Source organism: Streptomyces sp. NPDC054961, assembly GCF_053609145.1.
Window position 1 is genome coordinate 299,038 of sequence record NZ_JBSGWY010000003.1, and the last position, 18,161, is coordinate 317,198.

14 protein-coding genes are annotated in these 18,161 nt (G+C 71.7%); 11 read left to right on the forward strand and 3 right to left on the reverse strand.

The annotated features are described in order from the left end of the window. Nucleotides 1-243: 243 nt before the first annotated feature. On the reverse strand, nt 244-2,274 hold the full coding sequence (locus tag ACWF9Z_RS05460) for a phosphocholine-specific phospholipase C (RefSeq protein WP_453597709.1): 2,031 nt from the start codon (nt 2,272-2,274) through the stop codon (nt 244-246). An 823-nt stretch (nt 2,275-3,097) separates the two neighbouring features. On the opposite strand from ACWF9Z_RS05460, the gene ACWF9Z_RS05465 reads away from it, so the two are divergent. The 3 genes from ACWF9Z_RS05465 (at nt 3,098) to ACWF9Z_RS05475 (ending at nt 5,711) form a co-directional block, all read left to right on the forward strand. Then, nucleotides 3,098-3,238, forward strand: coding sequence for a hypothetical protein (locus tag ACWF9Z_RS05465; RefSeq protein ID WP_453597711.1), 141 nt, complete (start codon nt 3,098-3,100; stop codon nt 3,236-3,238). A gap of 100 nt (nt 3,239-3,338) precedes the next feature. Continuing rightward, on the forward strand, nt 3,339-4,379 hold the full coding sequence (locus ACWF9Z_RS05470; RefSeq protein WP_453597713.1) for a 3-isopropylmalate dehydrogenase: 1,041 nt from the start codon (nt 3,339-3,341) through the stop codon (nt 4,377-4,379). Between the two features lie 231 nt (nt 4,380-4,610). Next, a complete protein-coding gene (locus ACWF9Z_RS05475) occupies nt 4,611-5,711 on the forward strand; it encodes a branched-chain amino acid aminotransferase (protein ID WP_453597715.1) in 1,101 nt (366 codons plus the stop codon). 111 nt (nt 5,712-5,822) lie between these two features. Here the strand turns inward: ACWF9Z_RS05475 and ACWF9Z_RS05480 are convergent, their stop codons facing one another. Continuing rightward, nucleotides 5,823-7,250 (reverse strand): cytosine permease, encoded by a 1,428-nt coding sequence (locus tag ACWF9Z_RS05480; protein ID WP_453597717.1) that lies wholly within the window; start codon nt 7,248-7,250, stop codon nt 5,823-5,825. 155 nt (nt 7,251-7,405) lie between these two features. Between ACWF9Z_RS05480 and ureA the strand changes: the two genes are divergently transcribed. The 6 genes from ureA (at nt 7,406) to ACWF9Z_RS05510 (ending at nt 15,102) form a co-directional block, all read left to right on the forward strand. Next, a complete protein-coding gene (gene ureA, locus ACWF9Z_RS05485; protein WP_453597719.1) occupies nt 7,406-8,119 on the forward strand; it encodes an urease subunit gamma in 714 nt (237 codons plus the stop codon). Then, nucleotides 8,116-9,849 (forward strand): urease subunit alpha, encoded by a 1,734-nt coding sequence (locus tag ACWF9Z_RS05490; RefSeq protein WP_453597721.1) that lies wholly within the window; start codon nt 8,116-8,118, stop codon nt 9,847-9,849. The genes ureA and ACWF9Z_RS05490 overlap by 4 nt, the downstream gene beginning before the upstream one ends. Nucleotides 9,850-9,918: 69 nt before the next feature. Then, nucleotides 9,919-10,977, forward strand: coding sequence for an agmatine deiminase family protein (locus ACWF9Z_RS05495; protein WP_453597723.1), 1,059 nt, complete (start codon nt 9,919-9,921; stop codon nt 10,975-10,977). A gap of 32 nt (nt 10,978-11,009) precedes the next feature. Beyond that, on the forward strand, nt 11,010-11,618 hold the full coding sequence (locus ACWF9Z_RS05500) for a TetR/AcrR family transcriptional regulator (protein WP_453597725.1): 609 nt from the start codon (nt 11,010-11,012) through the stop codon (nt 11,616-11,618). 294 nt (nt 11,619-11,912) lie between these two features. Further along, nucleotides 11,913-13,544 (forward strand): citramalate synthase, encoded by a 1,632-nt coding sequence (gene cimA / locus ACWF9Z_RS05505; protein ID WP_453597727.1) that lies wholly within the window; start codon nt 11,913-11,915, stop codon nt 13,542-13,544. A gap of 175 nt (nt 13,545-13,719) precedes the next feature. After that, complete coding sequence (locus tag ACWF9Z_RS05510) at nt 13,720-15,102, forward strand: hypothetical protein (RefSeq protein ID WP_453597729.1); 1,383 nt, start codon at nt 13,720-13,722, stop codon at nt 15,100-15,102. Nucleotides 15,103-15,138: 36 nt separating this feature from the next. On the opposite strand, the gene ACWF9Z_RS05515 is transcribed toward ACWF9Z_RS05510, so the two are convergent. Then, nucleotides 15,139-15,780: a YceI family protein gene (locus tag ACWF9Z_RS05515; protein WP_453597731.1), complete on the reverse strand. Its 642-nt coding sequence runs from the start codon at nt 15,778-15,780 to the stop codon at nt 15,139-15,141. 266 nt (nt 15,781-16,046) lie between these two features. Between ACWF9Z_RS05515 and ACWF9Z_RS05520 the strand changes: the two genes are divergently transcribed. Both ACWF9Z_RS05520 and ACWF9Z_RS05525 read left to right on the forward strand, forming a co-directional pair. Further along, nucleotides 16,047-17,630 (forward strand): acyl-CoA carboxylase subunit beta, encoded by a 1,584-nt coding sequence (locus ACWF9Z_RS05520; protein ID WP_453597733.1) that lies wholly within the window; start codon nt 16,047-16,049, stop codon nt 17,628-17,630. 22 nt (nt 17,631-17,652) lie between these two features. Next, the gene (locus ACWF9Z_RS05525; protein ID WP_453597735.1) at nt 17,653-17,853 is read left to right on the forward strand and encodes an acyl-CoA carboxylase subunit epsilon; all 201 of its coding nucleotides are present in this window, start codon (nt 17,653-17,655) and stop codon (nt 17,851-17,853) included. Nucleotides 17,854-18,161 lie beyond the last annotated feature (308 nt).

Below are 18,161 nucleotides of genomic sequence, written 5' to 3' on the forward strand. Positions count from 1 at the left end.
CGGGGGGGGGGCCCGGGGGGGGGGGGGGGGGGGGGGGGGGGGGGGGCGCGGGGGGGGGGGGGCCCGCCGGCCCCCCCGCGGCTCGCGGAGGAGGAGGGGTCCACGTACGTGTGGGTGCCGCCCGGCGGCGGGGTGCTGCTCGACCCCACCGCCGGGCCCCTGCGCTTCGACTGGCGCGACGGGGACGTCCTGTAGCCACGGGCCCGTGCCGTTCGGAGGCCACGGGCCCGTGAGAACCGGCTGCTACGACCCGGAGATGCTCGGCGCGCCCGACTCGATGTGGCCCGTGTAGCGGCGCGACCAGGTGCCGTCCGCGTCGACGAGGACCGTGAAGTCGTACCAGCCGTTGCTGTAGGCCACCGCGTTGAAGTAGTCCTCGCGGGAGGAGTTCGCCGGGACGGTGTAGGTCCACGGGCCGTCGGTGCGGTAGGCGTTCGAGCGGATCGTGAAGGTGACCGGCGAGCCCGAGGAGTTGGTCATCTTGAAGTAGAGGGCCGTCTTGCCCGTGCCGGGCTCGATCGCGAAGCGGGCGGCGACCTCGAGCGCCTTGCCCGCCTTGGACGCGTCGCCGATGAAGCGCCGCAGGAAGCGGTTCGGTCCGTACATCGAGATGTCGTACTTGCCGGAGCCGCTGCCGAGCCCGATGTTGAAGTAGTCCGTCGAGGTCGCGCCGGGGTCCACCGTGTACTGCCAGGCCGCCGTGTCCCGGTGCTGGTGCGGGTGGATCGAGAAGTGCGCCGCCCGCTTCGCCTCCGTGCCCGCGTTCGTCATCGAGAACCAGGCGAGGATCTTGCCCGCCGCCCCGAACTCGAAGCGGTCCAGGTTCCCGTTCACCTGGTACGGAAGGGCCCGCGCGGGCCGGGTCCCTGGCTCCTGCGCCGGCAGCGCGTTGTCCTGCGGCACCGGGTTGGAGAGCGGACCGCAGGTCGCCTGGCCGATGACCTTGGCGGTCGACGGGAGGCCGGCGGGGACCCCGTAGACCGGGTGCGCGAAGTCGAAGACGCCCGTCAGGTCGCCCGTCACCTTGCGGCGCCAGGCGCTGATGTTCGGACAGGTGGCCGGGGTGCCCAGGGCCGACGTCCAGGTCTCCATGAAGCGCAGCACGGAGGTGTGGTCGAAGACCTCGGAGCTCACCCAGCCGCCGCGGGTCCACGGGGACATCACGATCATCGGGACGCGGAAGCCGAGCCCGATCGGGGTGCCGTCGATGTACTCGCCGGGCGTGCCGGGCGGCGCGACCGGCGGCGGGACGTGGTCGAAGAAGCCGTCGTTCTCGTCGTAGTTGAGGAAGAGGACGGTGGAGTCGAAGACCTCCGGGTTCGCCGAGAGCGCGCGGTAGACCAGGTCCACGAAGTGCGCGCCGTCGCCGGGCGGGGCGTACGGGTGCTCGGAGAAGGCCTCGCTCGCCACGACCCAGGAGACCTGGGGGAGGGTGCCGGCGACGACGTCCGCGCGGATGGCGGCGGCGATGTCGTCGGGGGTGGAACCGGTGACCTTGGGGACGGAGCCCATGCCCCGCTCCCGCAGCGGGTCGCCGGGGGCGGCGTCCGTGAACTTCTTGAAGTAGGCGAGCCCGTTGTCCCCGTAGTTGTCCTGGGCGTTCTGGTAGACCTTCCAGCTCATTCCGGCGCGCTGGAGGGCCTCCGCGTACGTCTCCCAGGTCAGCCCGGACTCGTCGCCGCCGTCCTTGCTGCCCGCGTCGACCTTTCCGCTCCACAGGAACGTGCGGTTGGGGCCGGTCGCGCTGAGGGTGGAGCAGAAGTAGGCGTCGCAGATGGTGTAGTTGTCGGCGAGGCCGTAGTGGAACGGTATGTCGCCGCGGTCGAGGTACCCGAGCGTGCGGGTGTTGCCGACGCCGGTGACGAAGTTGTCCATGCGGCCCTTGTTCCAGGCCGCGTGCTGCGAGCTCCAGCTGTGCGGGAGGTCGCCGTTGCACTGGGCGAGGGTCTCGCCGTCGACACCGCCCACCGGCGGGGTGGAGCTGAGCTTCCACGGGTACTGACGGCCGCCCCAGTTGGGCTGGTTGAACATGCCCCAGCCGCCCGGGATGTTGCCGGCGGCGCGGTCGCCGAAGCCGCGGACACCCTTCAGCTTGCCGAAGTAGTGGTCGAAGCTGCGGTTCTCCTGCATCAGGATCACCACGTGCTTCACATCGGTGATCGTGCCGGACGAGGCGGCAGCGGCCGCCGACGTCGGTGCGATCGCGGGGATGGCCGCCCCTGCCATCAGCCCGGCCCCGATTCCCACGAACCCTCTGCGGCTGATCGGTGTCACTGGCTTCTCGCCTCCAACTCGAGTGCCCCGCTGGCACATTGCCCGCAAGAGTGGCGGCCGCCGCGCCAAAGGTCTACATCCGTGCGGTAAGAACTCGGTGAACATCCGGTCGGCCGGATTCGGCCGTTGCTCCGTACGAGCGTTTTGCCCGGGATATCTCCTCGGGGCGTACGCCGGAGGACGTCCGCCGGGTGATCGAATCCCTGCCCAACGGCGGTTCCGGTGCCGGTCCGGCCGCCGCGCCGGTGCGGGGCGAGCAGGTCCTCGAGCCCGTTCCCCGGATTGGTGTGACGGCGAACCAATGCGGCGCGCACGCGGCGTGCGCACGCGGCGAACCCGTGCGGCGAATCCGTGCCGGCGGACCCGTGCCCGCTCCGGGCCGAGCGGCTCGCGTACGGTCCGGGCCGCCGGGGCGGCCGGTGAGGCCGCCGAGGCCGCCCGGATCACCGATCTGGGCCTTTCGGGGCCCGTGGGGCGGGTGGGATACGTCACCACCACGGAATCGGCTCCGGCTCCCGTCGGCAGGGCTCCGATCAGGGATTTCCGCTGCTCCAGGGTCTGAAGCGGAGCCTCTGGGCCGGGGCCTTTTGAGGGGGTGTGCGTCTCAGATAGTAGGAAGTCCGAGTAATTGCCGAGACATACAGCGGGGGCTGGCTTACTTTGTAGAAGCCGAACGTCTCGCCGATCCGGCGAATGGCGGTCGAGAGCGCGCGCCCTGTTGCAGGCCACCCCTGCCGCGCATCGCTCCCCGCCTCTTCCGGCGCCTTGAAGGAACCCCTCATCCGTGGCCCCGCCACGCCGTGATCTCAAGGAGTCGATCACCATGACGCACACCCATACCCCCACCGCCTCCGCCAGCCGGGTCCGCCGCTCCGCCGCCGCGGACGCCGACCGCAGGAACGCCGCCGCCGCCCTCCAGCGGGCGCTGGACCGTCGTGACAACGGCGGCTCGACCGGTCACTGACCGCGTCGCCGTAGCCCGGATGCCCGGCCCTCAGGCGTATCGCGTCCACATCTTGGACGCCATATGTCTGAGGGATGGGACACGGAGTACGGTTTGCACCATGTCGACCAGCATCAATCTCGCAGTGATCCCCGGTGATGGCATCGGCCAGGAAGTCGTGGCTCAGGGCCTCAAGGTCCTTACCGCGGTCCTGCCCCAGGATGTGAAGCTGGAGACCAAGGAATACGACCTCGGCGCCCAGCGCTGGCACCGCACCGGTGAAACCCTCCCCGACGCGGAGCTCGAAGCCCTCAAGCACCACGACGCGATCCTGCTGGGCGCCATCGGCGACCCGTCGGTCCCGTCCGGCGTCCTCGAGCGCGGTCTGCTGCTGAAGCTCCGCTTCGCCTTCGACCACTTCATCAACCTGCGCCCGTCGAAGCTCCTCCCGAACACGGCCAGCCCGCTGGCCGGCAACCCGGAGATCGACTTCGTCGTGGTCCGCGAGGGCACCGAAGGCCCGTACACCGGCAACGGCGGCAGCCTGCGCACCGGCACCCCCGCCGAGGTGGCCACCGAGGTCAGCGTCAACACGGCGTACGGCGTCGAGCGCGTCGTCCGCGACGCGTTCGAGCGGGCCAACGCCCGCCCGCGCAAGAAGCTGACGCTGGTCCACAAGAACAACGTCCTCGTGTACGCGGGCCACCTGTGGAAGAACACGTTCGACACGGTCGGCCGGGAGTACCCCGAGGTCACCACCGACTACCTGCACGTCGACGCCGCGACGATCTTCTTCGTCACGCAGCCCGAACGCTTCGACGTCATCGTCACGGACAACCTCTTCGGTGACATCCTCACCGACCTGGCCGCCGCCGTGACCGGCGGAATCGGCCTGGCCGCCTCCGGGAACATCAACCCGACCGGCGCCTTCCCGTCCATGTTCGAGCCCGTCCACGGCTCGGCCCCGGACATCGCCGGCACCGGCAAGGCCGACCCGACCGCGACGATCCTCTCGGTCGCCCTCCTGCTGCGCCACCTCGGCTACGAGGCCCAGGCCCTGCGCATCGAGGACGCGGTCTCCGCCGACCTGGCCGAACGCGACGGCACCTTCCGCTCCACCGACGCGATCGGCGACGCCCTCGCCGCTCGCGTAGCCGGCTGACCCGGTAGCCCCACCTCGAGGAAGCCGCCGGGTCGCGATCACCGCACCCGGCGGCTTTTCCTGTGCGGCCCCGGGTGCCACCATCTCCCCTGGGCCGCAATCGCCCCGTTTCACCGAAGGCTCCTCCCGCGCGATAATCGAACGCGAGGCCGCGGAATACGGGGAAGCTCGGACGTCCTAGTACGCCGTGAGCGCGGTCCGCCATACACAACCGGTGAAGGACACGCACTCATGACGACGCCCACGATCGAGCTGAAGCCCTCCTCGAACCCCCTGTCCGCCGCGGAGCGCGAAGCGATCCTGGCGAACCCCGGATTCGGCCGCCACTTCACGGACCACATGGTCACGGTCAAGTGGACCGAGGGCCGCGGCTGGCACGACGCCGAGCTGGTCCCCTACGCGCCGCTGTCGATGGACCCGGCGAACATGACCCTGCACTACGCGCAGACGATCTTCGAGGGCCTCAAGGCCTACAAGCAGCCCGACGGCACCGTCGCCACGTTCCGCCCGGGGGCGAACGCCGCGCGCTTCCAGGCCTCCGCCCGCCGCATGGCGATGCCGGAGCTGCCGGCCGAGCTGTTCATCGAGGCCTGCGACGCCCTCATCAAGCAGGACCGCGACTGGGTGCCGGACTCCGGCGAGGCCTCTCTCTACCTGCGGCCCTTCATGTTCGCCAGCGAGGTCGGCCTCGGCGTCCGCCCGGCCAACGAGTTCCTCTTCATCGTCATCGCCTCGCCCGCCGGCGCGTACTTCCCGGGCGGGGTCAAGCCCGTCTCCGTCTGGCTCTCCGAGGAGTACGTCCGCGCCGTCAAGGGCGGCACGGGCGCGGCCAAGACCGGCGGCAACTACGCGGCCTCCCTCGTCGCGCAGGCCCAGGCCGCCGCGCACGGCTGTGACCAGGTGGTCTGGCTCGACGCCGTCGAGCACCGCTGGATCGAGGAGATGGGCGGGATGAACCTGTACTTCGTCTACGCGGACGAGGACGGGACCCGGCGCATCGTCACCCCCGAGCTCACCGGCTCGCTCCTTCCCGGCATCACCCGCGACTCCCTCCTCACGATCGCCCGCGACCTCGGCTACACCGCCGAAGAGGGCCGGATCACCACCGAGGACTGGAAGCGGGACAACGAGAACGGCACCCTGACCGAGGTCTTCGCCTGCGGCACCGCCGCGGTCATCACCCCGGTCGGCTCGGTCAAGTCCGAGCGCGCCGGCTGGACCCAGGGCAACGGCGAGCCCGGCGAGGTCACCATGAAGCTCCGCAAGGCGCTCCTGGACCTCCAGACCGGCCACACCGCCGACACCCACGGCTGGATGCACCCGCTCGGCTAGCGGTACCCGGCCCGTACGCGGGAAGGCCCCCGCCCCGGGATCCCGGGGCCGGGGCCTTCCCGCGTACGGGCCGCCCGCCGGGGCCCCGCCAGGTGTCCCGCGAGACGGTCGCTACGCGGCCACCGGCTCCTCCGAGGCGGGGGGAGCCCCGGCGGTGACGGCCGCCGCGCGAGCGGTCAGGGCCACGTAGACCAGGCCGCCGGCCAGGCCCGACAGGACGAAGGAGCAGTCCACGCCGCCGGTCAGGGCCAGCAGCGGCCCCTCGTAGAAGGGGGTGGTCACGGCGAGCAGGCCGACGCCGGCGCCGATCGCCCAGGAGGCGGTGGCCTGCGGGTTCCAGCCGGAGCGGTACCAGTAGATCCCGCCGACCGAGCGGCGGTTGAAGACCTGGAGGGCGTCGGCGTCGTAGCGGCCGCGGCAGCGGACGTGGCCGATGAGGGTGATGACGGCCCACGGGGTGCCGATCGCGGTCAGCAGCAGGACGAACGAGGTCATCGCGGACTGCACGTCCCACTCGAAGGAGCCGACGAACACGAACGTGGTGGCGACGGCCGCGGCGATCACGGTGGCCGTGGTGCGGGTCGCCCTGGGGACGATGGCGTCGAGGTCGAGGCCCATCGAGTAGAGCATCAGCCCGGCGTTGCCGACCGAGCCGGCCGCGGCGGCGGCGAGCAGCGGGACCAGGTACCAGAAGGGCGCGGCGTCGACCAGCGGACCGGCGTACTCGGTGGCGGCGCGGGCGGCCAGCGCGGTGTAGGTGCCGAAGAGCTGCGGGATCAGCAGGCCGACGAGCAGGCCGAGCGCGGTGGACCAGAGCACCGTGCGGGAGCCGTGCCGGCGGGGGGAGATGTAGCGGGTGTAGTCGCCGAGCAGGGTGATGAAGGCGACGGGCCCGCTGAGCCCGGCGGCGACGGCGGCGAGCAGCCAGGTCGGCCAGAAGGAGCCGAGCAGGTACGCGGTGTCCGGCGGGGCGGCGGTGGTGAAGCCGGGGGCGTAGGCGAAGACGCCGACGGCCAGCAGGATCACCATGCCGACGGAGAGGATCTTGCTCATGCGCAGCAGGAGCCGGTAGCCGAAGACGGCCCCGACGACCGTGCACGCGGCGAGCACGCCGTACATCACGGCCCGCGACACGCCGGTGTCCGGCAGCCCGGTGAGCCGGGACAGGGCGCCGGTCATGACGTCGCCGCCGATCCACAGGGTCAGCGCGGTGTAGCCGAGCGAGAGCAGCAGTCCGACCACGGAGCCGACCAGCCGGCCGCGCACGCCGAACTGCGCTCCGCTGGAGGTGGAGAGGTTGGTCGCCGTACGCAGGGACACCAGTGCCAGCGGCGCGGTGAAGGCGATGCCGACGAGGGTGCCGGTCACGATGGCGGTGACCGACGGCCACAGGCCCAGTCCGAAGGACGGGGGCAGCCAGCCGAAGACGATCACACCGAGGCAGAGGTTCGATCCGAGGAGGATCGAGATCAGGTCACGGGGACCGCTCGTCCTCTCCTCTTCCGGGATGGTGTCGACTCCGCGCTGTTCGATGGGCATGGGGGACTCCCTTGGCAGGGCGGGGGGTGGCAACGCATTGTTTGAGCGGCACTCAATGTGACCCAAGCCTGTGTCCCAGGTCAATGCTTCACGGAGTGGAAACGAAGAGTTAGAGTGATGCTCTAACCCATCGACTCAAAAGGTGGTGGATCGGCGTGCGGCTGACCCCTACGGAGCGCGACCGGCTGCTGCTCCGCAGCGCTGCGGAACTGGCCAGGGCCCGACGGGCCCGCGGACTCAAACTCAACGTCCCGGAGGCGACCGCGCTCATCGCGGACACCGTCTGCGAGGCCGCGCGCGACGGCAAGCGGCTGGCGGAGGCCATCGAGGAGGCCCGCTCCGTGCTGGGCCACGACGACGTCCTTCCCGGCGTGGCCGACGTGGTCACCGAGGTGCACGTGGAGGCCGTCTTCGACGACGGATCCCGCCTCGCCGTGGTCGCGTCGCCGATCCGGGACGCCGTGAGCCTGGGCGAGAACGCCCCCGGCGCGGTCGTACCCGGCCCCGGCGCCCCCCAGCCGGAGCCCACCGTCCACCTGCGCGTGCGCAACACCGCCACCGTGCCGGTCAGCGTCACCTCGCACTTCCACTTCTTCGAGGCCAATCCCCGCCTCGCGTTCGACCGGGCCGCGGCCTACGGCATGCGCCTGTGCGTGCCCGCGGGCTCCTCGGTCCGCTTCGACCCCGGCGGCGAGGCCGAGGTCGGCCTGGTCCCCATCGGCGGAGAGCGCATCGCCATCGGCTTCGCCGGGCTGGTGGACGGGCCGCTGGACGCGCCCGGCGCGAAGCGCGAGGCCCTGGCCCGCGCCGCCGCCTGCGGCTACCTGGGTACGGGGCTCGGCGACACGGCGGGCGGAGAGCGGGAATGAGCAAGCAGACCAAGCACAGCGACCACTGCGCACCCGGAAGCCGGCACATCGACCCGCACGAGTACGCCTCCGTCTTCGGTCCCCGCGCCGGGGACCGGGTCCGGCTCGGCGACTCCGGGCTGACCGTCCGGGTCGAGTCCGACGCGCAGAAGCCCGGGGACGAGTTCCTGGCCGGTTTCGGCAAGACCGCCCGCGACGGACTGCACCTGAAGGCCGCCGCCGTCCGCGAGACCTGCGACGTGGTGATCAGCAACGTGCTGGTCATCGACGCCGTCCTCGGCATCCGCAAGGTCTCCATCGGCATCCGCGAGGGCCGCATCCACGCGATCGGCCGGGCCGGCAACCCCGACACCCTCGACGGCGTGGACGTGGTCGTCGGCACGGGCACCTCGATCGTCTCCGGCGAGGGGATGATCGCCACCGCGGGCGCCGTGGACACCCACGTGCACCTGCTCTCCCCGCGGATCATGGAGGCCTCCCTCGCCGCGGGCGTCACCACGATCATCGGCCAGGAGTTCGGCCCGGTCTGGGGCGTCGGCGTCAACTCGCCGTGGGCGCTGAAGCACGCCTTCAACGCCTTCGACGCCTGGCCGGTCAACATCGGGTTCCTCGCCCGCGGTTCCTCCTCCCACCCGGCCCCGCTCGTCGAGGCCCTCGCCGAGGGAGGCGCCAGCGGCTTCAAGGTCCACGAGGACATGGGGGCCCACACCCGCGCCCTGGACACCGCCCTGCGCGTGGCCGAGGAGTACGACGTACAAGTCGCCCTGCACAGCGACGGCTTGAACGAGTGCCTCTCCGTGGAGGACACCCTGCGCGTCCTGGACGGCCGGACCATCCACGCCTTCCACATCGAGGGCTGCGGCGGCGGACACGTCCCCAACGTCCTGAAGATGGCGGGCGTGCCGAACGTCATCGGCTCCTCCACCAACCCGACCCTGCCCTTCGGCCGGGACGCGGTCGCCGAGCACTACGGCATGATCGTCTCGGTCCACGACCTCAAGCCCGACCTCCCCGGCGACGCGGCCATGGCCCGTGACCGGATCCGCGCCGGAACGATGGGCGCCGAGGACGTGCTGCACGACCTGGGCGCGATCGGCATCACCTCCTCCGACGCCCAGGGCATGGGCCGGGCGGGCGAGACCATCCGGCGGACCTTCGCCATGGCCGCCAAGATGAAGGGCGAGCTCGGTCCGCTGGCCGGCGACGGCGAGGGCGACGACAACGCCCGCGTGCTGCGCTACATGGCCAAGCTGACCATCAACCCGGCCCTCGCCCACGGCCTGGCCCACGAGATCGGCTCCATCGAGGTCGGCAAGCTCGCCGACATCGTGCTGTGGCGCCCGCAGTTCTTCGGCGCCAAACCCCAGCTGGTCCTCAAGTCCGGCTTCCCGGCCTTCGGGGTCACCGGAGACCCCAACGCCGCCACCGACACCTGCGAACCGCTGGTCCTCGGACCGCAGTTCGGCTCGTACGGAGCCACGGCCGCCGACATCTCCGTCGCCTTCGTCTCGGCCGCCGCGGCGGCCCTCGGCAGCGACCGGATGCCGACCCGCAGGCGCCGCGTCGCCGTCCGCGGCACCCGCGGCATCGGCCCCGGCGACCTCCTCCTGAACTCCCGGGTGGGCGCGGTCGACGTGGACGCGCGCAGCGGCCTCGTCTCCCTCGACGGGGAACCGCTGCGCTCCGAAGCGGCCGAATCGGTCTCCCTCAACCGCCTGTACTTCCTGTGAGCCGGTACATCCCGTGGGCCGGTACGGCTCACGAGCCCGTACGGCCCGTACGCCAGTAAGGACCCCGTCATGACCAACGCAGCCGACCAGCCCGCCGCCAAGCCCGCCGACCACGGGTTCCGGATGCCAGCCGAGTGGACGCCCCACGAGCGCACCTGGATGGCCTGGCCCAGCCCCAATCCGACCTTCACCAACGAGCGGGAGCTCGCCGAGGCCCGCGAGGCCTGGGGCGCCGTCGCCCGCGCGGTGCGCGCCTACGAGCCCGTGACCCTCGTGGTGTCGCCCGGCGACGCCGACGGCGCCCGGGCCCTCGTCGGCCCGGAGGTCGACCTGGTCGAGCGCGACCTGGACGACGCGTGGATGCGCGACATCGGCCCGACCTTCGTCACCAACGACGCGGGCGAGCTGGCCGCCGTCGACTGGACCTTCAACGGCTGGGGCGCCCAGGAGTGGGCCCGCTGGGACCACGACGCGAAGATCGCCCGGCACGTCTCCGACGTGGTGGGCACCCGTACGTACAGCACCACGCTCGTCAACGAGGGCGGCGCCATCCACGTGGACGGCGAGGGGACCGTGCTCCTCACCGACACCGTGCAGCTGGGCGAGGGCCGCAATCCCGGCTGGTCCCGCGAGCAGGTGGAGGCCGAGGTCCACGCCCACCTGGGCACCACCAAGGCGATCTGGCTCCCGTACGGCCTGGCCGGCGACTACGGCACCTACGGCACCCAGGGCCACGTGGACATCGTCGCCGCCTTCGCCCGCCCCGGCGTGGTCATGGTCCACAGCCAGCCCGACCCGGCCCACCCGGACCACGAGCGCGGCAAGACCATCGCCGCCCTCCTGCGCGCGTCCACCGACGCCCGGGGCCGGCGGCTGGAGGTCGTGGAGATCGCCGCGCCCACCGTGCTGGAGGAGGACGGCGAGTGGGTCGACTACTCCTACATCAACCACTACCTCTGCAACGGCGGCGTCGTCCTGTGCGCCTTCGACGACCCGCGGGACGAGGAGGCGGCGGAGATCTTCCGCGGCCTGTTCCCCGAGCGGACCGTGACGCTCGTCGACGCACGTACGATTTTCGCCGGGGGTGGCGGTATCCACTGCATCACCCAGCAGCAGCCGAAGGTCTGACCGCGAGGGCGGACCGGAACGAGGAGTGGGCCATGGTGGCGGGTGAGACGAGAGCCGCGCGCAAGAACGCGCCGCCGCGCGAGGACGTCCTGGCCGCCGCGATGGCCACCATCGCCGAACGCGGCCTCGACGGCCTCACCATGGCCGGGCTCGGCCGCCAGGTCGGGATGAGCAGCGGCCACATCCTCTACTACTTCCGCACCAAGGACGAGCTCCTCCTGCAGACCCTGGAGTGGAGCGAGGCGGCCCTCGGCGCGGAACGCCGCGCCCTGCTGTCCCGGCTCGGCCCGGTGCGCGGACGCCTGCAGGCGTACGTGGACCTCTACGTGCCCCGGGAGGCCCGGGACCCGCACTGGACGCTGTGGCTGGAGGTCTGGAACCGCTCGCAGAACGCCGGGCCGGGGGAGCGGGACCGCCAGGCGGCCATCGAGGGCGCCTGGCACCGCGACCTGGTGGCGCTGCTCGCCGAGGGGATCTCGCGCGGGGAGTTCCGCGCGGTCGACCCGGACCGCTTCGCCGCCCGGCTGCGGGCCCTCCTCGACGGGTTCAGCATCCAGGTCGCGGTGGGCCTGCCCGGGATAGGACGGGGCGACATCCTGGCCCACGTCTCGGAATTCCTGGACGAGACGCTCGTATCGTGAGACGTGTGTCCACGCGCGCGAACGCCTGTGGCACACTGCGGGCGTGCCTGCTCCGCTCATGATTATGGACAGCAGCGCGCCGGTCCGCAGTGACCGCTGAACCGTGGAAGAACTTCGCGGAGGCGGCATCGTGCCCCAGACCCGCGCGCAGACCTCTCGCACCCGCGAGAGGTTTTTTCGTTTTCCGGCACCAAACGTGCCGGAACGGGCAGCGCGCGATGATGGGGGCAGTGGCGGCGGCCTGCCCCGGGGCGGTCCTTCGGCAACCACTCATCCGACAGGAGTCAGATCAGCATGACGACGACAGAGGCGACTGGGCCGACTTCGCCGGGTTCGGGCCCCGACGACGGCTTCCACGTCTTCGACACGACCCTGCGCGACGGCGCCCAGCGTGAGGGCATCAACCTCACGGTCGCGGACAAGCTGACGATCGCCCGGCACCTGGACGACTTCGGCGTGGGGTTCATCGAGGGCGGCTGGCCGGGCGCCAACCCCCGTGACACCGAGTTCTTCTCCCGTGCCCGCACGGAGATCGACTTCAAGCACGCGCAGCTCGTCGCCTTCGGCGCGACCCGCAGGGCGGGCGGCTCGGCCGCCACCGACCCGCAGGTCCGCGCCCTGCTGGAGTCCGGCGCCCCGGTGATCACGCTGGTGGCCAAGTCCCACGACCGGCACGTCGAACTCGCCCTGCGCACCACGCTCGACGAGAACCTGGAGATGGTCCGCGACACCGTCTCCCACCTGGTCGCCCAGGGCCGCCGGGTGTTCGTCGACTGCGAGCACTTCTTCGACGGCTACCGCGCGAACGCCGAGTACGCGAAGTCCGTCGTACGGGCCGCCCACGAGGCCGGCGCCGACGTCGTCGTCCTGTGCGACACCAACGGCGGCATGCTGCCCGCGCAGATCACCGCGACCGTGGCGACGGTGCTCGCCGACACCGGCGCCCGTCTGGGCATCCACGCCCAGGACGACACCGGCTGCGCCGTGGCCAACACCCTGGCCGCCGTGGACGCGGGCGCCACCCACGTCCAGTGCACCGCCAACGGCTACGGCGAGCGGGTCGGCAACGCCAACCTCTTCCCCGTCGTCGCCGCGCTGGAGATCAAGTACGGGCGCACCGTCCTCCCCGAGGGCGCGCTCGCCGAGATGACCCGCATCTCGCACGCCATCGCCGAGGTCGTGAACCTGACCCCGTCCACGCACCAGCCCTACGTCGGGGTGTCCGCCTTCGCGCACAAGGCGGGCCTGCACGCCTCCGCGATCAAGGTCGACCCGGACCTGTACCAGCACATCGACCCCGAGCGGGTCGGCAACACCATGCGGATGCTGGTCTCCGACATGGCGGGCCGGGCCTCCATCGAGCTCAAGGGCAAGGAGCTCGGCGTCGATCTCGGCGGGGACCGGGCGCTGATCTCGCGGGTGGTGGAGCGGGTCAAGGAGCGGGAGCTCCAGGGCTACACGTACGAGGCCGCGGACGCCTCCTTCGAACTGCTGCTGCGCGCGGAGGCGGAGGGCAGGGCCCGCAAGTACTTCCGCACGGAGTCCTGGCGCGCCATCGTCGAGGACCGCCCCGACGGCACGCACGCCAACGAGGCCACGGTGAAGCTGTGGGCCAAGGGCGAGCGGATCGTCGCCACCGCTGAGGGCAACGGCCCCGTCAACGCGATGGACCGGGCGCTGCGGGTGGCGCTGGAGCGGTTCTACCCGCAGCTGGCGAAGTTCGAGCTGATCGACTACAAGGTCCGCATCCTGGAGGGCAAGCACGGTACGGAGTCCACGACCCGCGTGCTGATCACCACCACGGACGGCAGCCGCGAGTGGAACACGGTGGGCGTGGCCCCGAACGTCATCGCGGCCTCCTGGCAGGCCCTGGAGGACGCCTTCACCTTCGGCCTCCTCCACGCCGGCGTCGAACCCGCGGAGTAGGTCCGCGCGGCTCGTCGCCGCCCGTCGCCCCGGACCTCGCCCGGCCTCGGCCCGGCGAGGTCCGCCCCTTTCGGGGCGGCGCCGCGGGGGAGGGGCGGGGCCCCGGCGGCGCGGGCCGCTTGGCCCTTATGTCCAGCTCACACAGGATTGCACCCGTTCGGGTAGCGTCATGGCTATGAGGACCAGGCATATCTCCGTACACTCCGGCCGGCTGCTGGCCGGTCTGCTGCTGGCCCTGTCGGTGTGCGCGCTCGCGCTCGCCCCGCAGGCGTCGGCGGACACCGGGACCGCGACCGTGGCGGAGGCCCTCAAGAAGGGCCCGGTCTACGTAGACCCCCGCGCCGAGGCGCAACTGCCGCCCGCGCAGGCCGAGGCGCTCGCGAAGAAGATCAAGGACGCAGGGAAGCCGGTGTTCGTCGCCGTGCTGCCGGCCACCGCCGAATTCCCCGCCGCCACCGTGCTCAAGACGATCCGTACCGAGACCGGCGTCACCGGGCTCTACGCGATCCGGCTCGGGGAGGGCTTCAACGCCGGCGCCGACCGGGCGGTCATGCCGAACAACGCGGTCCGCAACCTGGTCGACGCCTCCAAGGCGGGCGGCCCCGTCGACGCGACGACCGAGCTCAACCGCTTCGTCGACCAGGCCCTCGCGCAGGCCAAGGGCAAGGCCCCCGCCTCCTGGGGCGGCGCGGCAGCCGACAGCGGCGCCCCGGTCGGCGCCCTGATCGGCCTCGGCGCCCTGGCCGCGGTCGGCGGCGGCGGCGCGTACATGCTGGTCAAGCGCAACCGCAAGAAGAAGGAAGAGACCCGCCGCGAGGCCATCGCGCGGCTGAGCGTGGTCGTCGACGAGGACATCACGGCCTTCGGCGAGGAGCTCGACCGCCTCGACTTCCATCCGGGCGAGCCCGGCGCGGACGACGCGATGCGGGCGGACTACGAGAAGGGCCTGGATTCGTACGAGCAGGCCAAGCAGATCATGGCCTCGGTGCAGCACCCCGAAGAGGTCAAGGGAGTCACCCAGGCGCTGGAGGACGGCCGGTACGCCCTGGCCCGCCTCGACGCGCGCCGGCAGGGGCGGCCGCTGCCCGAGCGCCGTGCGCCCTGCTTCTTGGACCCGCGCCACGGGCCGAGCACCGAGGACGCGACCTGGGCCCCGGCGGGCGGCGCCGCCCGTACGGTGCCGGTCTGCGCGGCCGACGCCGTGCGGCTGCGCGACGGCCAGGACCCCGCGGTCCGCACCGTCGACACCGAGCACGGTCCGCGCCCCTACTACGACGCCGGCCCGGCGTACGGTCCCTGGGCCGGCGGCTACTTCGGCGGCGGCATGCTGCCCGGCCTGCTCATGGGCACGATGCTCGGTTCGATGATGTCCAGCCCGGCCTACGCCTCGGACTTCGGCGGCGGCAACGGGTTCGACGGCGGCGGCTTCGGCGGCGGGGACGTCTCCGGCGCCGACTTCAACCCCTCGGACTTCGGCGGGGGCGGCTTCGGCGGCGGGGACTTCGGCGGCGGAGGCGGCTTCGACGGGGGCGGGGACTTCGGCGGGGGCGACTTCTGAGTCGCCCCCGGGGCCGGCCGGTGGCGGCCCGCCGGCTCAGGCCTGCTTGATCGCCGAGATGTCGAAGGTCAGCTTCACCTTGTCGCTGACCATCACGCCGCCGGTCTCCAGGGCCGCGTTCCAGGTCAGGCCCCAGTCGGAGCGCAGGATCTCGGCGGAGCCCTCGAAGCCGACGCGCTCGTTGCCGTACGGGTCGGTGGCCGAGCCGTTGAACTCCAGGTCGATGGAGAGCGGGCGGGTGACGTCCTTGATGGTCAGCTCGCCGGTGATGCGGTAGGCGTCGCCGCCGAGCTGGGCCGCCTCGGTGGAGCGGAAGGTCATCAGCGGGAAGGCCTCGGCGTCGAAGAAGTCTCCGGAGCGCAGGTGGTTGTCGCGGTCGCCGATGCCCGTGTCGACGGAGGCGATCTTCACCTCGATGGACGCGGTGGAGCGGGACGGGTCGCGGCCGTCCAGGTGCAGGGCGCCCTCGTGTTCGGCGAAGGAGCCGCGGACGTTGGTGACCATGGCGTGTCGGACGGTGAAGCCGATGCTGCTGTGGGCGGCGTCGATGACGTAGTCGCCGGTGAGCGCGGCGAGCGCCGGGTCCACTTCGAGCGTGGCCACGGCGGTGGCGGCGGAGCTCGCGGTGGCACCGTCCTGGACCTGGGACTGCTGGGCGCGGCGGGTGAAGAGACCCATGACTTCCTCCTCGGAAGGGTGCTGCTCGGTAGTAGTTCAATGTTCAACAAGAAAGACACTAGACCCATTCCGTTCAAATTTCAACTTCTACGGGCCCGCATCGTGATTCCCCGGGCCCTTGTGGGATGTCCACAAAGGACGTGGGTCCCGACTGGTGATCTCCGCTCGCCCCTCCGTGGTTCTGTCCGGGCCGCACAGCGGAAGACATCCGACACTGTGTGGATTCGACGGAGGGTTTTCGGGGTCGCGCTTCGTAAGGTCGGTACATGACCGTTGTGGACCAGATTCCGAGCGAGCCGACGGACGCCCGCGGGCGCGTGGCCGAGCTGCACGACCTGCGCGAGCAGGCGCGGCGCGGCCCCAGCGAGCGGGCGACCGAAGCGCAGCACGCCAAGGGCAAGCTCACCGCCCGCGAGCGCATCGCGCTGCTGCTGGACGAGGGTTCCTTCAAGGAGGTCGAACAGCTCCGCCGCCACCGCGCGACCGGGTTCGGCCTGGAGGCCAAGAAGCCTTACACCGACGGTGTCATCACCGGCTGGGGCACGGTCGAGGGCCGCACGGTCTTCGTCTACGCCCACGACTTCCGCATCTTCGGCGGCGCCCTGGGCGAGGCCCACGCCACGAAGATCCACAAGATCATGGACATGGCCATCGCGGCCGGTGCCCCGCTGGTCTCCCTCAACGACGGCGCCGGTGCCCGTATCCAGGAGGGCGTCTCCGCCCTCGCCGGCTACGGCGGCATCTTCCAGCGCAACACCAAGGCCTCGGGCGTCATCCCGCAGATCTCGGTCATGCTGGGCCCCTGCGCCGGCGGCGCCGCGTACTCCCCGGCGCTGACCGACTTCGTGTTCATGGTCCGCGAGACCTCGCAGATGTTCATCACCGGGCCCGACGTGGTCCGCGCGGTGACCGGCGAGGAGATCACGCAGAACGGCCTCGGCGGCGCGGACGTGCACGCCGAGACCTCCGGCGTCGCGCACTTCGCGTACGACGACGAGGAGACCTGCATCTCCGAGGTCCGCTACCTCATCACGATGCTCCCCTCCAACAACCGCGAGAACCCCCCGGTCCACGAGACCGACGACCCCGCCGACCGGCGCTCGGAGGTCCTGCTGGACCTGGTGCCCGCCGACGGCAACCGCCCCTACGACATGCTCAAGGTCATCGAGGAGCTCGTCGACGAAGGCGACGTCCTGGAGATCCACGAGCGCTGGGCCCGCAACATCATCTGCGCCCTGGCGCGGATGGACGGCCAGGTCGTCGGCATCGTCGCCAACCAGCCCGGCCACCTGGCCGGCGTACTGGACATCCACGCCTCCGAGAAGGCGGCGCGGTTCGTCCAGCTCTGCGACGCCTTCAACATCCCGATCATCACCCTCCTGGACGTCCCCGGCTTCCTGCCGGGCGTCGACCAGGAGCACGGCGGCATCATCCGCCACGGCGCCAAGCTGCTGTACGCGTACTGCAACGCGACGGTGCCGCGGATCTCGCTGATCCTGCGCAAGGCCTACGGCGGTGCGTACATCGTCATGGACTCCCAGTCCATCGGCGCCGACCTCACCTACGCCTGGCCGACCAACGAGATCGCCGTGATGGGCGCCGAGGGCGCCGCCAACGTCATCTTCCGCAAGCAGATCGCGGACGCCGAAGACCCCGAGGCCATGCGCGCGCGCATGGTCAAGGAGTACAAGGCCGAACTGATGCACCCGTACTACGCGGCCGAGCGCGGCCTCGTCGACGACGTCATCGACCCCGCCGAGACCCGTGAGGTGCTCGTCGCGGCCCTCGCGATGCTCCGCAACAAGCACGCCGATCTGCCGTCCCGCAAGCACGGCAACCCGCCGCAGTAACGGCGAAGGAGACCTGCCACCCATGAGCCCCACCAACACCCTGCTGCGCGTCGAAAAGGGCAACGCCGCCCCCGAGGAGCTGGCCGCGATCACCGCGATCCTGCTGGCCCGCGCCGCCGCCACCCCCGAATCCACCGAGACCGGCGCCGGACGCTCCCAGGCCGGCTGGCGCCGCCTGGAGCGCACCCCCGGCTTCCGCGGCCCGCGCAGCTGGCAGGGCTAGTCACCCCGCGAAGCCGCGTACGCCCGGGCGCGTAGCCCAAGCGCGTACGCGGAGCCCGTCCCCGAAGCCGTACGCGAAAGGCCCCCGCACTCTCTTGAGAGTGCGGGGGCCTTCCGTATGGAGCACGCGGCACGGGGCCGTGGAGCGGGGGCCGTGGAGCCCGGGTGGGCGCCCGGGGCCCCGCGGTACGTGTCCGCCCGGAGGCGGTCACCGTGCGAGGAGGCTCAGGCCTCGCTCATCGCGATCTTCTCCTGCTGCCCCTTGGCGGCGTAGTAGGCCGCCCGGGCGGCGTCGCGCCGCGCCTGCTC

Bases quoted from the DNA above. Each gene is read 5' to 3' on its own strand.
- ACWF9Z_RS05465 (WP_453597711.1), top strand. From the start codon at position 3,098: ATGACGCACACCCATACCCCCACCGCCTCCGCCAGCCGGGTCCGCCGC.
- ACWF9Z_RS05470 (WP_453597713.1), top strand. From the start codon at position 3,339: ATGTCGACCAGCATCAATCTCGCAGTGATCCCCGGTGATGGCATCGGC.
- ACWF9Z_RS05475 (WP_453597715.1), top strand. From the start codon at position 4,611: ATGACGACGCCCACGATCGAGCTGAAGCCCTCCTCGAACCCCCTGTCC.
- ACWF9Z_RS05480 (WP_453597717.1), bottom strand. From the start codon at position 7,250: ATGCCCATCGAACAGCGCGGAGTCGACACCATCCCGGAAGAGGAGAGG.
- ACWF9Z_RS05490 (WP_453597721.1), top strand. From the start codon at position 8,116: ATGAGCAAGCAGACCAAGCACAGCGACCACTGCGCACCCGGAAGCCGG.
- ACWF9Z_RS05495 (WP_453597723.1), top strand. From the start codon at position 9,919: ATGACCAACGCAGCCGACCAGCCCGCCGCCAAGCCCGCCGACCACGGG.
- ACWF9Z_RS05500 (WP_453597725.1), top strand. From the start codon at position 11,010: ATGGTGGCGGGTGAGACGAGAGCCGCGCGCAAGAACGCGCCGCCGCGC.
- cimA (WP_453597727.1), top strand. From the start codon at position 11,913: ATGACGACGACAGAGGCGACTGGGCCGACTTCGCCGGGTTCGGGCCCC.
- ACWF9Z_RS05510 (WP_453597729.1), top strand. From the start codon at position 13,720: ATGAGGACCAGGCATATCTCCGTACACTCCGGCCGGCTGCTGGCCGGT.
- ACWF9Z_RS05515 (WP_453597731.1), bottom strand. From the start codon at position 15,780: ATGGGTCTCTTCACCCGCCGCGCCCAGCAGTCCCAGGTCCAGGACGGT.
- ACWF9Z_RS05520 (WP_453597733.1), top strand. From the start codon at position 16,047: ATGACCGTTGTGGACCAGATTCCGAGCGAGCCGACGGACGCCCGCGGG.
- ACWF9Z_RS05525 (WP_453597735.1), top strand. From the start codon at position 17,653: ATGAGCCCCACCAACACCCTGCTGCGCGTCGAAAAGGGCAACGCCGCC.